Raw genomic sequence first — 16,813 nt, 5'->3', positions numbered from 1 at the left:
GATACATCTGTGACTCAGGACCCAAGCGACTCCACCATCATCGATGGAGTTCACTACCACCAGTTCGACATCGTCATCGTCGGCGCCGGCGGCGCCGGAATGCGCGCGGCCATCGAAGCAGGCCCCGGCGCGAAGACGGCCGTTATCTCCAAGCTCTACCCGACGCGCTCCCACACCGGAGCAGCTCAGGGCGGCATGGCCGCAGCCCTCGCCAACGTCGAGGAAGACAGCTGGGAGTGGCACACCTTCGACACCGTCAAGGGTGGCGACTACCTCGTCGACCAGGACGCTGCCGAGATCCTCGCGAAGGAAGCCATCGACGCGGTCATCGACCTCGAGAACATGGGATTGCCGTTCAACCGCACGCCCGAAGGCAAGATCGACCAGCGTCGGTTCGGTGGCCACACCCGCGATCACGGTAAGGCACCGGTTCGCCGTGCATGCTACGCCGCTGACCGCACCGGCCACATGATCCTGCAGACGCTGTTCCAGAACTGTGTCCGGCTCGGCATCAACTTCTTCAATGAGTTCTACGTTCTCGATGTCATCATGAGCGAGGTCGACGGCGTCGAGCAGCCCGCCGGTGTCGTTGCCTACGAGCTGTCAACCGGTGACCTGCACGTCTTCCATTCGAAGGCGATCATCTTCGCCACCGGCGGCTTCGGCAAGATCTTCAAGACCACCTCGAACGCACACACCCTCACCGGCGACGGCGTCGGCATCATCTGGCGCAAGAAGCTTCCCCTCGAGGACATGGAGTTCTTCCAGTTCCACCCGACCGGCCTCGCCGGACTCGGCATCCTCCTCACCGAGGGCGCTCGAGGCGAAGGCGCGATCCTCCGCAACGCGAGCGGTGAGCGGTTCATGGAGCGCTACGCTCCGACCATCAAGGACCTCGCCCCGCGTGACATCGTTGCGCGCTGCATGGTCAAGGAAGTGGCCGAGGGCCGCGGTGCTGGTCCGAACAAGGACTACGTCTACCTTGACTGCACGCACCTCGGTGCCGAAGTTCTCGAGACCAAACTGCCGGACATCACCGAATTCGCCCGCACCTACCTCGGTGTTGACCCGGTCACCGAGCCGGTCCCGGTGATGCCAACGGCTCACTACGCGATGGGTGGTATCCCCACCAACAACAACGCCGAAGTGCTGCGCGACAACACCACCGTTGTCCCCGGCCTCTACGCCGCCGGCGAGTGCGCCTGTGTCTCCGTGCACGGCTCGAACCGACTCGGCACGAACTCGCTGCTCGACATCAACGTCTTCGGCAAGCGCGCCGGAAACAATGCCGTCGCCTACGTGAAGAACACTGAGTTCCTCCCGTTGCCCGAGGACCCCGCCGCATTCGTGCGCGACCTCATCGAGGGCGTCCGCAACAACCCGGGAACCGAGCGCATCTCCGTCCTCCGCAAGGAACTGCAGGAGGAGATGGACACGAAGGCCCAGGTCTTCCGCACCGACGAGTCGCTTGCAAGCGTCACCGAAACCATTCACGGCCTGCGCGAGCGGTACATGAACATCGGTGTGCAGGACAAAGGCCGCCGCTACAACACCGACCTGCTTGAAGCCGTCGAGCTCGGCTTCCTGCTCGACCTCGCCGAGGTTGTCGTCTTCTCGGCCCGTAACCGCAAGGAAAGCCGCGGCGGACACATGCGTGACGACTACCCCGACCGCGACGACGAAAACTACATGAAACACACAATGGCGTACCTGACCGGCGACCCGCATTCTTCGGATGCCGCCGACCACATCCGCCTGGATTGGAAGCCGGTCGTGATGACCCGCTACCAGCCGATGGAGAGGAAGTACTAACCCATGTCGACCGCCACTCTTGACGCCCCGACGAACACCGACGACGCTCTCAAGCCGTTCGTCGTCACCCTCATCATCCGCCGGTTCAACCCGGAACTGGACGATGAGCCCCGCTGGGTCGATTACGACGTCGAAATGTTCTCGACCGACCGCATCCTCGACGCGCTGCACAAGATCAAGTGGGAGCAGGACGGCAGCCTGAGCTTCCGCCGTTCCTGCGCACACGGCATCTGTGGATCCGACGCCATGCGCATCAACGGCCGCAACCGCCTGGCCTGCAAGACGCTGATCAAGGACCTCGACATCACGAAGCCGATCTATGTCGAAGCGATCAAGGGCCTTCCGCTCGAGAAGGACCTCATCGTCGACATGGACCCGTTCTTCGAGTCCTACCGCGAAGTCCAGCCGTTCCTCATCCCCGCCAAGAAGGCTGAGCCCGGCAAGGAGCGCGTCCAGTCGGTCGCCGACCGCGCCCGCTTCGACGACACCACCAAGTGCATCCTCTGCGCAGCGTGCACCTCGTCGTGCCCCGTCTTCTGGACCGACGGCCAGTACTTCGGCCCTGCAGCGATCGTCAACGCGCACCGCTTCATCTTCGACTCGCGTGACGATGCAGCCAAGGTTCGCCTCGACATCCTCAACGATAAAGAGGGCGTGTGGCGTTGCCGCACCACCTTCAACTGCACGGATGCCTGCCCTCGCGGCATCCAGGTCACGCAGGCAATCGCAGAGGTCAAGCAGGCCCTGATGCGCGGCAAGGCGTAACGACAGGTTTCCCTAACGACACCCCCGCTCCTTTCGGAGCGGGGGTGTCGTCGTTGGGCGGTCACCGTCACTACTGAGCGCAGCGACTTATGGGCACGCGTAATCAGCAGGGCCGACTACCAGGTGTGGCATCGTGAACGCCGACGGCCGGTTGCCAGACGCCGTTACCCGTTGCCACACACCTCAACGCTCCTCAATACTCCTCAACGCTCCTCAACGCTCCTCAACGCTCCGAGACACGGAAATCAGCGCCACAGAAGGCAAGTATTCCTTCGCCGATCCTTTCCTCGGCGCGAGTTCCGTGCCTGGCCGCGCGATCTCCGTGCGCGGCGCCACAAATTCCGTGCACGGCGGCAAAGATGACGTGCCACTCCAACGTCCCGAGACACGGAAATCAGCGTCGTATATGGCAAGCGGACGGTCGCCGATCCTTCTCCCGGCACGATTTCCGTCCGCGGCGGCGCGGAATGCTCCGGGAGGCGTCACTCGCGGACCAGGGCCCGGGCTTCCGCGGCCGTCGACGCAGCCAGCGCCCGCACCGCCAAAGCGCGGGCGTGCTCGAGCGTGTGCTGGCGCAACTCGGTGCGCACCGCCTCAAACGCCGTCGGCGCCATCGACAGGCTCGACACTCCGAGCCCCACGAGCACAACGGCGAGCAACGGATCTGCGGCGGCTTCCCCACACACTCCAACCGGTCGCCCGGACTGCGCACCCGCGTCGCCGAGCATCTTTACGAGCCGCAGGACCGCGGGGTGCCACGGGTCGGCGTACGAGGCCACCGAGCCGAGCTGCCGGTCGGCGGCGAGGGTGTACTGGGTGAGGTCGTTGGTACCGATGGAGACGAAGTCGGCGATGCCGAGCACCTGCCCGGCCATGAGCGCACACGACGGCACCTCCGCCATCACCCCGGCGACCTGGACACCCATCTCACGCGCGAGGCTGACGAAGTAGCCGGCCTCCTCGGCGTCGGCCACCATGGGCGCCATCACCCAGACTTCAGCGTCGGTCTCTGCATCGGCCGCAGCGAGGGCCGCGAGCTGGTCGCGCAGCACGTCCTCATGCATCCGGGTCGCGCGGATACCGCGCAACCCGAGCGCCGGGTTCTCTTCGGGGCCGGTCGGGAGAAATTCGAGCGGCTTGTCCGACCCGGCGTCGAGCGTGCGAACGACCACCCGTTTGCCTGGGAACATCGCGAAGAGTCGACGGTACTCCGCCTGTTGCTCGGCCACCGTCGGCGCTATCGTCGCCCCCATGAACATCAGCTCGGTGCGGACGAGCCCGACGCCCTCGGCGCCGAGGTCACGCGCGACCGCCGCTTCACTCGGCCGCCCGATGTTGGCGAGCAGCGGAATCCGGGTCCCGTCCGCGAGAGTCCCCGGTCCCATCGGCACGGCCACGCGCCGGGCGACGAGTCGCTCGCGCGCCGCAGTGATTTCCTCGGCCGTTGGCTCAACGGTGACAGTGCCCTCCCCCGCGTCGAGAAGGACCGTCGTCCCTGGGACGATGCCCGTGGCATCCGTCACACCGACGACCGCGACGATACCCTTCGAGCGCGCGAGAATCGCGGTGTGCGAGGTCGGCCCGCCACCGAGCGTGATGAGGCCGAGCACCTGCCCGATGTCGAGTGCGGCCGCGTCGGCGGGGGCGAGGTCACCGGCGATCAGCACGAACGGACCCTCGACGTCCGGCACGCCGGGCGGCTCGACACCGCGCAACCGGGCGATCACCCGCTGGCCGACATCGCCGATGTCGACGGCGCGGTCGGCCGGGCTGCCTCCGAGCGCCAACAGCATTTGTCGCACACTCGAGAACGCTTCGAACACGGCGCGCTCCGCCGTGCCGCCCGCGTCGATGCGCGAGTGAATGTCGTCGATCAACGCGGGGTCCTGCGTCATCATCGACTGCGTGAGAATGACTCCCTCCGCTTCACCGCCAGCACGACGGGCCCGCTCGGTGAGGTCGCGGGACACATCGCCGAGCGCCGCGAGGGCACGGGAGAATTCGACATCGGCTGCAGCGGTGCGCGGCTCGTCGACCGGCTCCGGCAGCGGATCGGGCATCCGAACGACGGGTCCGACGGCAATCCCCCGGCCCACTCCGACGCCGCGCAACAGCATGTCGTGCCTCCCTCGAATTCGACACTACCGGCTTGCCCGATGGCCGTGCCGAACCCTAGCGGGAGCGGCGCGGTGCGATGCCGAGTGACCGCAGAGAGGTTGCCGCCTGAAGTCGCTGGCGACGCGTGCGGCCCCGCCCCAGCGATGAGCGCAGGTCGTCCACCGCTGCCCACACCCGGTCGGCGTCTTCGTCACTCGGTCGTTCGGTCGAGAATGTTGCCCGGTCGGCAACGGATGCCAGTGCGAGCGCGCGCTTACCGCCCACCGTTCGCGCCACTTCCCGACGCGTCGCCGAAGCGGGCGGCTCGATGCCGAAGTCGATGGCACTGTCCTGAAACTCCTGCCAGCCGGCCCGAATGCGTTCGGACGGGGTCCGGCGCGACCGGCGCAGTGCCCGGCGTCGTGCCTTCGCGGCCATCACGGCGAGAAACGGCGACGCGAGCACGGCGAGGCCGAGGAGCGTCCAGCCGAGCACCTGCGCAACGAGGAGCAACGCCGCCAGCAGCGGGTCGAGCGGCTCGTCGTCGTTGTCGACGCTGTCGTCGGCCGGGATCTGCTCGCTGTCGGACTCGCTTTGCTCGAGCGGCGGCTGCACGACCGACTGCGGACGCGACACCTTTGTCGGCTCGTCGAGCTCCTTCTCGGGAATCTCGCGGAGCGGCGGGGTCGTGTCGACCGTCAGCCAGGTGCCGTCGCTCGACTGCACCTCGATCCACGCACTGATGTCGGTACTCGACACCGTTGCGGTGTCTGACGCCGGGTCCGCGGTCGGCACGAAGCCCATGACCACGCGCGCCGGGAAGCCGAGCTGCCGGGCCATGAGTGCGGCGGCCACCGCATACTGCTCTTCGTCGCCGATCATGGGTCGCTCGGTGAACAGGGTAGTGATGCGGTCCAGACCGTGCCCGGAGAGGCTCGTCGGCTCGTTCTCACCGACGCCGTGGCTGATGTACCCGTCGTTCTTGAGCCCGTCGAGCATCGACACGAGCCGCTCCCCCGCTCCAGTGATGCCCTCGGTATAGAGCTCGAGCCGCTCGGTCATCACGTTCGGCAGGTCGACCGTCGATGACGGGCTCGCTGACCCCGGCCGAATCTCGGTCAGCTCGTCGAGCGTCGGTGTGGCGGCCACGACGGCTTCCATCTGGTAGCTGTCGCCATCGGTCAGGCCGGTGACGACCGCGGAGGTGCCGGTGACGTCATTGTAGAAGTACTGGCTCGACAGCGCACCAGCGCGCGGTCCGTCGAAATCGATCTGCCGCAGCTGCCCTGCCCCTGGCAACCAGATGCCCGAGTACCCACGGATGGTGACGTCGAGCGTCACGATCTGCCCGCTCGCCTGCTGGTCGAGCCGGTATGGCACCCGCACAAACGTGCCGGAACCCGCCGCCACGTCCTCGGTGCCCACCGTGTAGACCACACCGTCATAGGTGTCGAGCGTGGCGAGTCGCAACCGCCCCTCGGACGGCAGGCCGGAGACGGTGAGCATCTCCTGCCCCGCGGCGTCGGGCAGGTGGAAACTCCGGAAACCCGACAGCGGACTCGGATATGACCGCGGGTTGAACGGCTGCTCGATGTGCGAGCGAATCACCTGCCGTTCGGTCGTCGCCGGAGAAACCGATGCCATCACCGCGCCACCGCAGGCCGCTAGCGCGAGGATCAGGCTCGCGCTCACAACGCTCACAACGGCCGCTCGTCGACGCTCACGCCGCGACGGGCTCACGGTGGCGATGGCGTCGGTGTGGGAGTGTGCCCGAGCACGGTGCCGCGACCGGCCGAGCCAGACCAGCCAGATGAGGGCGACAACGGGAACGGCGAGCCCGAGCGCAACGGACTGCCAGCCGACCGCCGGACCAAACGCGATTCCGAGCACGGCGAGCAGCATCGGCCAGACGACCGCCAGTTCCGGGCGGCGGGTGCGCAACGCGATCGACAGGGTGATCACGGTGATCGACAGTATGCTGACGAGCGGCGGGATCAGCAGGCCCTGGTAGGTGCCCACCGGCAGGAGGATGGTGACCAGTTGTTTCCAGCTCGACGCCGTTCCTTGCACGAGGTCAACGAGTCCCTGCCAGGTTGGCAGCACACCGAAGAGGGCGGCGTCCGGCATCGCGAGTGGCACCCCGACGATCAGATACACGCCGACCGTGATGCCGAGCACCGCGACGCCGGGCAGTCGAAACCGGCTGCCGAGCGCCGCAATCGTCACGCCGAGCGCCAGCGCGACAGCGGCGAGAAGCACGAACTGGCCGACTTGATAGATCGGCCACCAGAGAGCGGATGCCACGACAACCGCAAGGATCGTAAAGGTGGCGTTCCAGAGAACGTACCGAATGGCATCCGCTCGATCGGTCATGCTGCGGCCCGCGCCATCGCCTGCTGAAGGTCCTCGAGAAAGCCAATGGTGAGAACGGAGAGTTCGCCGGCGGTACGGAAGCTCGGCACAATTTCGGGGTCGCAGACCACGGCGATCACTTCGACGCCAGCCGGGAAGTGGCGGGAGGCCGAGCGGAGGGTGGCCGGCGAGACCGCCGAACCGCAGACCAGGAAGGCCAGCGAGATGCCCGCGATCGAATCGGCGGCGACGCGGGCCAGGTCGGAGAGACCGAGCGCGGTGGCAGAGGGGTCGACACTGCTGAGGTCGTCAAGCAAACGGGTGGGGCTGATGGCGGCGAGGCTCCTCATGGCAAAGACCTTGCGCTTGGCGAACTCGGGCGTCGACTCGCTCACCACAACGGACACGGTGCGTGCATCGCGGATGGCACGGACGCCGAGCGAACCGGCAACGCTCACGGCCATCTCGAAGTCGTCGTCGCCGGCGTAGTCGGCTTCGGCGAGGCTGAGCGCAACCATGAGGTGGCTGCGGCGGGTTTCCTCAAACTGGCGCACCATGAACTGGCCGGTTTTCGCCGTGCTCTTCCAGTGGATCGAGCGGCGTTCGTCGCCCGGCATGTACTCGCGCAGCGCATGAAATGAGACGTCGTTCGCGGTGAGGTCCCGCGTCGGGTTGCCCTCGAGGTCACGCACGAATCCGGTGCTCAGGCTCGGCACCGAGATGGTGCGCGGGTGGACAAAGAGGTCGATCCGCTCGTTCCACTCGCGTTCGCGGCGCACGAGCCCAAGCGGGTCGGCACGCACCACGCGCACCGGTCCGACCGGAATCACCCCACGGTGCAGGGCCGGAACGGTGAACACGTCGTCATACGAGCCGCCGGCCGCGAGCGCTGGCACCTGGAAGTCGGCGAGTCCGTTGCCAACGGGGACCTCAAGTCGGGCACCGGGCAGCAGCCGCTTCGACGGGTTGATCACGTCGAGCTGCCCGACCGCGCTCTCGCCGGCGACGATCCGGTTGACCGGCAGGCTGAGCGTCGCTTCGTGCGTCGTTCGACCGATGAGGAACAGGGCTGCGGCGACCACGACAATGATGCCGGCCCACGCCCCTGCGACGAGTTCCTGCCAGCCGAGCCCATAGCCGAGCACGAACGCCACCACCACGGTGAGGGCGACCGACCAGCCGAGCCAGGTCACCACACTCGTCGCGCTTGCCCACCAGCGGGCGAGAACGGCGCGCACCGATCGACCGGCTCGTACGGTCCAGATCACCGCCTCAGCAAGGGCGCCTTGCCGCGAGCCGACCAGTCGGGTACGCGCGTTGTTGAGCTCGGTCGACCCCTGGGCGGTGTTCGAAACCGTACGCGTCAGCGGAATCGTTTTCTGTTGCGTCGTCCCCCCTCGAACGTCGCCCGGTTTGGCCATGCTGCTGCGCTCCTAAGCTGCGGCGGTATCGCGCGGCGGAGGCGTGTCGATGAGCACCTGGGCGATGACGTTCGACGGGTTCACGCCGTCAAACTCCGCCTCGGCATCGAGAATGAGCCGGTGCGCGAGCACCGTGTCAGCCAGCGACTTCACGTCGTCCGGAATGACAAATGATCGACCGGATGCCGCTGCGAACGTCTTCGAGGACCGAATCAGTGCCAGCGCACCGCGAACGCTCGCTCCGAGGCGCACTTCGCTGGCCTGCCGGGTGCCGTCGATGATTCGCGCAACGTAGTCGTTGATCGACGGGTCCACGTGCACCGTGGTCGCCATGCGGGTCATCTCGGCGATGGTGGCGGCCGGAACGACCGGGCTGAGTACCGTCGCAACCGGGGATTCGGATCCCTCAAGGATCCGAATGGTGGACTGGTGGTCGGGGTAACCAATCGACGTTTTCATCATGAACCGGTCGAGCTGCGCTTCGGGCAACCGGTAGGTGCCGGCCTGCTCGATCGGGTTCTGGGTGGCGATCACCATGAACGGCTCACCGACGGGGTGAGTGACGCCGTCAACGGTGACGTGTCCTTCCTCCATCACTTCGAGCAGCGCCGACTGGGTCTTTGGGCTCGCCCGGTTGATCTCGTCGGCCAACACGATGTTGGCGAAGATAGGGCCCCGGTGAAAGTCGAAGTTCTTGCTGCGCTGGTCGTAGATGCTCACGCCCGTGATGTCGCCGGGGAGCAGGTCCGGGGTGAACTGCACCCGGCTCGCGGCGCCATTGATGCTCTCGGCCATCGCGCGGGCGAGTGACGTCTTGCCGGTTCCCGGCACGTCCTCGAGCAACAGGTGGCCACGGCTCAGCAGTGTGACGAACGACAGCCGGATGACGTGGTTTTTACCGAGAAGCACCTGCTCGACGTTCTCGACGAGCTGGTCGCACACTCCCGCAAACCACGTAGCCTGCTCCGGTGTTATTGTCATCGAGTGGGTGCCTTTCGTGCGTGGTGTACTGGGCAGAGTTTCCGTCGACTCCATCATGGCCTGAGGAAGCGTTTCTGGTGACCATTCACCGTCACGTCGAGCCAGACCTGACCGTCCAGCGGAGCCGCGCTGAGCACGCAGGTGTTGCCGGTCCAGATGCCCGTGATGGCCGGGTCGTTCACAGCGCCGCAACTGTAGCTCGCGGGGAGCGTGCCGTTGTCCGGGTTCGCGGCCCAGCTCCAGGTGGCCACAATATCGTCATAAGCGAGCGAAATCGGGGCCAGCGTCACCGACGGCTCCGCCGCAGTGATCACACCGGATGATGGACCACAACTGCCTCCCGGGTAGGTGTTGCACGCCCGGAGTTCGAACGCCACCGTCTGGCCGTAGACGAACCCGAGCATTTCCCGAGGGTATCCCGTTCCGCTGAATGGCAGCCAACTCTCGCTTCCCGGCGTCTTGATTTGATAGTCGAAACCTGCGGGAGAGACAGAAGGCACGTAGACGTCGAATATCGTCTCCTCAACGTCCTTGAATCGCATGACGGGATTCGCGGACGCTGCCGGTGGCGTGGACCGGACGACGGCTTCAGCCACGTTGCTCGCCTTACATCCCGCACCGTTGTAGCCCCAGACCACGAAATGGTACGCCGCGTCTTCGTTGGTCAGTTTGGAGAAGGTATAACTCGACGTTCCGGGCCCGACCTCGACGACCTCGTCGATCGAACCGCCGGTCGTCGGTCCATTCACCGTGCCGGGAGCGGGCGAGGACACGGTGCAGGCGTTCGGTGACACCGAGCCCGAGCTCAACCGGCCGACGTAGTAGCCGCGGATATCGTCGCCTCGACCATCGAAGCCCGACCACGAGACTGTCGCGCTTCCACTTGCGGCGTCGGTCACTACCGAGGCCGCGCCGCCACCGGGTGCGCCGAACGGCGTGCCCTTCCCGGAGGCGGAGTTCCAGGTGGTGAGCGCAGGGTAGGCGTCGTTCCGCGCGGAGACGGTGAACTCGACCGAGGTGCCGTTCGAGAGCCCGCTGACCTCCGCCGAACAGCGCGAGCCGGAACACCGGGACGCCGGAATTTCACCACGGCTCGAACCGCCAACGGCCAGCGCATAACGGTCGACCGCGCTGCCGGATCCGGGTCGAGGAACGGCGTCCCAGCTGAGCAGCAGTCCGCCGTCGAGCGGTGCAGCCGCGAGGCCGGTGGGTGCCGCCGGGATGACGTCCGACCAGACCGATTCGCCGAACCGAACCGGATCGGACACTCCGCGGGCGTTCCGTGCCGACACCGCCACTCGAACCGCGTTCGCCGAACCGTTGCCGCCGGTCGCGACGTCACACGTCGTCGATGCACAACTCGTCACGCCGAGCGACGAGCCGTTGCTGACGCGGAACAACTCGACGTCGAAGCCCGTGATCGCCGAGTTGTTCGCAGCCCCCGGCGCCCAGGTCAGCGAGATCCGACGGTCGGCAAAACCGGTGACCCGCAGGTTCGACACCGGGTCCGGCCTGTCCTGCACCGAGATTCGCACGGTCCCCCAGGTGTACCGCGCCGGGTCGTTCGTGGCGTCGGCCACCTGGTACTGCAACGAGGTATCGATCGCCGCGGCGTCGGCCGAGACCGTCACTGTGAGGCGGGACTTGTCTGCACTCGGCACCACACTCACACCGGCAGGCAGATTGCCGCCGTCGAGCCCGCGCACGTCCACGACGCGCAGCGGCGTTCCCGGGAACGGGTTCGTTGCGCCGTCGTTCGCGAGAACATCGATGGGCGTCGTGGTGCCGCGTTGCGCGATGGCCGTGTCGGTGGCCGGTACAGCGAGCGGCCGGGTCGACGGCACAACCCCGAGCTGGATGCGCCCGGCGACTCCCTCGTTCACAGCGTCGCGCACTGCGACGAGAATGCTGGGGGTTGAGCCGCGCGCCACATCGGCACTTGCGCTCACCGTCAGCTGTTGTCCCTTGACCGCGACGCTGAAACCCGTCGGCCGCGGGTCGAGCACCCGATAGGTCAGTTCGTCGACGTCGTCCGCATACGGGTAGGTGGTGAGCTTGACCAGGTCAATGGTCCTCTCCTGCCCCGGTTCAAAGTCGATCGAGCCGCCCGTGAACACCGGCGGCTGGTTCTCGCGCGACGACACGTCGATCGGCAGCACCAGGGTAGCGACACGTCCGTTCGGGTCCCCAGCGCTCTCGCCATCGGTCACCTCGAACGAGATCGACGCCGGACCGAAGTACAGCTCAGTGCTCCGGAACGTGAGGGTCGTGGCGTTCTCGACGAGGTTCGAGCCGTCGGAGTGCGTCGCCCGCACGTTCGCGGAGTCGGTCAGCTGCACGGTGCGATCCCCCGACGCGACCACGTAGTCGTTGAGGGCGATGGTTACCGACTCACCGCTCACCACGGAGATCGGTTTGACCCCGCTGCGCAGCTGCGGCAGCGCGTCGTCGAGCCCGGGCACCCAGATGAACGCCAGCGCATTCACCGACGTGTCCTCGGGGTTACTCACCGAGAACGGAACGATCTGCGACCGTGCGCCCAGGGTCAGGTGCACCCGCTTTGACGCGGTCACCGTCGCTCGGTCGTCGAAGTCGTCCGGAATCGACACGTCGAGCTCAGAAGCTGGCCCATCGGCCCAGAACACACTGCGCAACACGTTGACGTCGATCGTCGATCGACCGGCGATGTCGTCGATCGTTAAGACGATGTCGGATGCCACGGGGCGCGCCAGCGGCGCGTCGGCACGAACCACGACGGTCAGGAAGGTGCTCGAAGTATTGCCGTATCTGTTCTCGATCTCGTAGATGAACCCGTACCGGCCCTCACCGCGCGGCACGGTAACCCGGATGACGTCGTCGTCGATGATCGCTTCGGCCCCCTCACCGGTTGGTTCGACCGAGGTGATGGACAGCGTGCCGCCGTCGGGATCTGAGTCGTTGGCGAGCACGCGAACGGCGACGGTCGACGACGGTCGGGTCACCACTTCATCCGGCGTTGCCACCGGCACGCGTGAGCCGTCGAGCTTCGCGCTGATGCCGATGCGAACGAGCCCGGTGGCCTGTTTGCCGAGCGCGTCAACAACGGTGTACTCGAAGCTGTCGGTTCCGGTGGAGTACGCGCCCGCTTCATAGTCGAACCAGTCGCTGCCGGCCCCGGTGACCGCTCCCTTGCCGGGGTTCGAACTCTGGCCAATGAGTTGCACGGAGTCGCCGTCGGGGTCGATGCCGCCAAGTGGAATCGAGATGCGCACCCGTTCACCGCTGAGAACGCGCGAGATGACGGTCTTGGGCACCGGAGCGGCGTTGGAGGCCGTGTCGACCTCGCGCACGTTGAGTGCCACCTGCGCGTCAGACCACTGGCCGTCAGGGGCAATCGCCCGGTAGGTCGCCGTGTAGTTGCCCGGCTTGTCTGGGGCAAGGTAACGCAGCACGTTGCCCGCCGCGAACAGGAGTCCACCACCGGGTGGCAGTGGGCTCGACAGCTCGGGCGCGAGTGTCAGCGTGTCCCCGTCTGGGTGGGTGTCGTTGGCGAGCACCGGTACGTCGATCGCGTCACCGACGCGCACAGACACGGTGTCGCCGAATGCGACCGGCGGCTGGCGTTTCACCGGGTTCGGAATTTCGACGACCGTCACCGTGCCCTCGGCGTCGGCGACCCCGTTCGAGACGCGGTAATTGAAGGAGACCGGAGCATCGAGCGGATTTGTGAGGGTGATGCGGAGCATCCGCTGTTCAAGAATTTCGGCTCGAATGCCCGACAGCGGTGGGATGTTCGAGACGCCGGTGAGCACGAGGACGCCGCCGGCCGGGTCGAAGTCGCCGGCGAGCACATCGACAGTGTCGCTCGACTGTTCGCGGATGAACACGGTGTGCGGAACGGTGACGGGCTTGGCGCCGGCGTCGGGCGGGGCGATGACCTGCACGCGCACGAAGCCGATCCGGGTGAGGGTGCCGTCGGTGACCGAGTAGTCGATGAGGTGGTCGCGCACCTCGGTGCTGGAGAAGCGGAACGTGCCGCCGTCGTAGTCGGGCGTGATGGTGGCGCCCGCCTTGGCCGGCACGTTGGCGAGCCGGAGGGGGGCTGACCCGCCGCGGGCATGGCTGAGCGGAGTGACGACGATTTCTTCGCCGGCGTGTGCGATCACCGGGAACGGTTCGAGGATGATCGGCACGCTGCCGACCGGTGAGACGGTGATCGCGAGGACACCTGTGCCGTCCGCTGACCCGTCGGAGACGGTGAGGCCGACCTCCTTGAGCTCCCCGCCGAGCCCGGCGTCGGTGTAGATGACCGTGCCGTCTGGGGTGTGCTGCACCGAGTCCGGTGCGTTCACGAGAGCTGAGGTGAGGAAGAACGGGTCGCCGTCGGGGTCGACCCAGTCGCCGAGCACGGCCATCGAGAGCCGGGCGCCGCTCGCAACGGAACCCTTGGTGGTGCGGGTTTGCACCGGTGGCCCGTTCTCGCTGGGCTGGCGCACCGTGAGGGTGACCGTTGCCGATGCCGTTCCGCCGCGGCCGTCGGTGATGGTGTAGTCGAAGCGGTGCACGCCGACAGCGGTCGGTTCGAGGGTCACCTGCAACTGCTGGTTGTCATTCACGGCTTCGATGCGCCCCGCACTGTCGGCCAGTGGCGTGAACGAGCTGATCATGAGCGCGTCCCCGTTGGCGTCAAAGTCGTTGAGCAGCACGGGAAGCGGCGACGTCCGGCCCGGGCGGGCGCCGAACTCGTCTGCGACAGCGGTGGGCGGTTGCTGGGCTTCGTCGTACTCGGGTGGAGTGTCTTCGTCGTTGTCTTCCACCTCTTCCTCGTCGTCATCGAGGGCAACGAGGTCGTCCCAGTTGTTGATCACCCGGTTGCCTGACTGCACGGCCCAGGCGGCTCCGCCCGCGACGTCGTTGAGCAGAACGTGGTCGCCGTTGGCCCGGAAGACCAGGTCGCTTGCGCCCCCGAGGCCCTCGATATCCGACATCGCGGGTTCGGCCGAGCACTCGCTATACACCGACCCGTCGGTCCAGGCGCCGAACGAGCAGTCCGCCACCTGGGTCGGTCGCGCCGCGGCGCCCGTGGCGTCCTCGGTGAGAACGGTGGGCTCGGTACGACCACGATTCAGCGCAACGAGTCCGTCGTCGACACCAATCAGTGCCCGGTCGCCGGAGACCGATGGCAGCTGCAACCGCGCGCCGGAACTCCCCTCGGGCAGCGGCACCGTCCGGCCGGCGTAGCGCACTGTCGACTCGGCCTCGTCGAGCAGCACAAAATCGTCGCCGACCGAACTCAACTGCACGCCGCCGGCGGGCAGGGCAACCTCAGTGGTCTCCGCAACCGCGTCAGCCGAGGCAGGGACGCGATAGACGCTGCTGGTACTCGGGGCGAAGACGAAAAGATCGCCGTCGCTGTTCACTGAGGCGACAGCATCCGCCCCCAGGGAGAGATCGGGATCCGACTCAGCATCAAAGCTGGTGAGGTCAGCCAGCGGAATGAACCAAACGTCACCGCCGGTCTCAACGACGACGCGGTCGCCGCCGAGGGCTACCGTGCCCGAGCCGGGCGGCAGTGGAACGCTCTCGGTCACCGCCGAAGTGGATGGGTCGACGATGTCGAGGGTGCTTCGCGCTGCATCGACGAGCAGCACGGTCTCGCCCGACTGCAGCACGTCGATCTGGGCGGAGGTGCTGCGCACCGCCGTGTTGAGTTCGAACACCTGGGTGTTCGCGCGGCCGATCGCCTGGCGGGTCTCGTTGACCACCCAGACGGCGCCATCACCGAGGTCAAGGCGCTGGGCACTGTAACCGTTCGACACCACAGCGATCGTGGCGATCACGGCGCAGATCACGGTGCCGCTCGTCACCGTCGCGATGGCTGATCGACGCGAGCGGAACCATGCGCGGATCATCAGCCGGTTCCTGCCGGGATATCGACGCATTTCTCGCTCGACGCCGGTCCGAGGCTGCCGTCACGGCTGACCCGCACGGTGACGCAGACGCGGTCGCCCGGATTCGCGTCGATCGTGAATTCCGTCGATTTTTGAACGGATGCCACACCGTCAGCGGTCCTGATCTGGTACGAATCCGTCGCCCCGATCCCGGGGTCAGCCCAGCTGAACACCACACCGGAATCGCCGAGCTCGGCGGAGACGTTCGCGACGGCAGGGATGCCGTCCGAGCCGGAGATGCGCACGAGCACGAACACCGTGGTGGCGGCGAGGAGCAGGACGAGCACACTGCAGACGACGATGGCCGTGACAAAGGCGCGGCCGCGTTCGATTCGCGGGCGTGCCCCCGAACTGCGGTCATCGCGCGATCCGGAGTCCTTGACGGCGGCGCGCGTTGCGCCCGGGCGCGACGACGAGTCTTCCGCCGTGCGACGGCGGCGCTTGCCCGGATCGACGGTTCGGATGGCCTGGACCCGGGTCTTGTCACCCGAGTCGACCACCGCTGCCTGCGCCCACGCCGACACGGCGACGTCGGGTTGAGTCTGCGTGAAACCCAGCTCGGCTTCGACGGCCTGCAGTTCTCGAATCAGTTCCATGGCGCTTTGTTGTCGCTGCGCCGGCTGACGTGACATGCTCCGCGCGAGCACTCGCTCAAGCCGCTCGGGCACGTCGGCCCGGCCGATCGGCTGCGGTTTGCCGCGGCTGGCCCGGGAGATCAGGCTCGCCGAAGAGTTGTCGGAGTGCGGGTGCTCGAACGGTGCGCGCCCAGCCAGCAGCGAGTAGATCGTCGCCCCGAGGGAAAACACCTCGCTGGCCAGGGTGCCGTTCGTCTCGCTGTGCAGCACCTCGGGCGCTGACCAGGGAATCGACATGCCGACCGTGTCGTCGAGCACCGATTCGCCGAGCGTTCCGGCGATGCCGAAGTCACTGAGCACCGGGTTGCCGTATGCGGTCATGAGGATGTTCGCCGGTTTGATGTCGCGGTGCAACACCCCGGCTTCATGGGCGGTCTCGACGGCGCTGGCAATCTTGATGCCGACCCGCAGCGCCTCTGACACCGACAGTGGCACGTCACGGTAGGTCTCACCGATGACGGCTGAGCAGAGTTCCATCACGAGGAACGGGCGGCCGTCGGCCGCGACGCCGGACTGGTACACGGTCAGGATCGCGGGGTGGGCACTGAGCTGGGCCATCAAATCGGCCTCAGCCTGGAACATCCGCCGGACTTCGACATTGACGTACTCGCTCAGCATGACCTTCACGGCAACCTGGCGGCGCGGGCTGTCCTGCTCATAGAGGAAGACGTCGGCGAATCCTCCTGAGCCGAGGATGCGCACAAAAGAGAACCCGGGAAGAGCGGGCGGCTGTGACGGAAGTCGCCGGGCCACGGGGCCCTCCTTCCTGGATTCTGCTCATCGAAGGACGGCTCGCGAGCGCGAGGAACCGCCTGAAATG

Annotated in this window: 8 protein-coding genes; 2 read left to right on the top strand and 6 right to left on the bottom strand. The window is 66.8% G+C overall.

Annotated elements, in window-relative coordinates; translation table 11 throughout:
* The first annotated feature begins 9 nt into the window (after positions 1-9).
* Together sdhA and L1277_RS08525 are read left to right on the top strand one after the other, a co-directional pair.
* Positions 10-1,812, top strand: a complete 1,803-nt coding sequence (gene sdhA / locus L1277_RS08530; protein ID WP_253375954.1) for a succinate dehydrogenase flavoprotein subunit — start codon at positions 10-12, stop codon at positions 1,810-1,812.
* A gap of 3 nt (positions 1,813-1,815) precedes the next feature.
* The gene (locus tag L1277_RS08525) at positions 1,816-2,577 is read left to right on the top strand and encodes a succinate dehydrogenase iron-sulfur subunit (RefSeq protein WP_253375953.1); all 762 of its coding nucleotides are present in this window, start codon (positions 1,816-1,818) and stop codon (positions 2,575-2,577) included.
* Positions 2,578-3,059: 482 nt separating this feature from the next.
* Here the strand turns inward: L1277_RS08525 and ptsP are convergent, their stop codons facing one another.
* Genes ptsP through L1277_RS08495 form a run of 6 tightly spaced genes read right to left on the bottom strand, consistent with a single transcriptional unit; the run spans position 3,060 to position 16,746 of the window.
* Positions 3,060-4,694, bottom strand: coding sequence for a phosphoenolpyruvate--protein phosphotransferase (gene ptsP / locus L1277_RS08520; RefSeq protein WP_253375952.1), 1,635 nt, complete (start codon positions 4,692-4,694; stop codon positions 3,060-3,062).
* 55 nt (positions 4,695-4,749) lie between these two features.
* On the bottom strand, positions 4,750-7,047 hold the full coding sequence (locus tag L1277_RS08515; RefSeq protein WP_253375951.1) for a transglutaminase domain-containing protein: 2,298 nt from the start codon (positions 7,045-7,047) through the stop codon (positions 4,750-4,752).
* Complete coding sequence (locus L1277_RS08510; RefSeq protein ID WP_253375950.1) at positions 7,044-8,447, bottom strand: DUF58 domain-containing protein; 1,404 nt, start codon at positions 8,445-8,447, stop codon at positions 7,044-7,046. Before L1277_RS08510 ends, L1277_RS08515 begins: the two co-directional genes overlap by 4 nt.
* A 12-nt stretch (positions 8,448-8,459) precedes the next feature.
* Positions 8,460-9,428, bottom strand: a complete 969-nt coding sequence (locus L1277_RS08505; RefSeq protein ID WP_253375949.1) for a MoxR family ATPase — start codon at positions 9,426-9,428, stop codon at positions 8,460-8,462.
* A gap of 53 nt (positions 9,429-9,481) precedes the next feature.
* Positions 9,482-15,319, bottom strand: a complete 5,838-nt coding sequence (locus L1277_RS08500) for an Ig-like domain-containing protein (RefSeq protein ID WP_253375948.1) — start codon at positions 15,317-15,319, stop codon at positions 9,482-9,484.
* Positions 15,319-16,746: a serine/threonine-protein kinase gene (locus L1277_RS08495; protein WP_253375947.1), complete on the bottom strand. Its 1,428-nt coding sequence runs from the start codon at positions 16,744-16,746 to the stop codon at positions 15,319-15,321. The genes L1277_RS08500 and L1277_RS08495 overlap by 1 nt, the downstream gene beginning before the upstream one ends.
* Positions 16,747-16,813 lie beyond the last annotated feature (67 nt).

Origin of the sequence: Okibacterium sp. HSC-33S16, from assembly GCF_024171565.1 — a bacterium.
Classification (GTDB): Bacteria; Actinomycetota; Actinomycetes; order Actinomycetales; family Microbacteriaceae; genus Mycetocola_A.
This window is presented reverse-complemented; position numbering and strand designations above follow the sequence as displayed.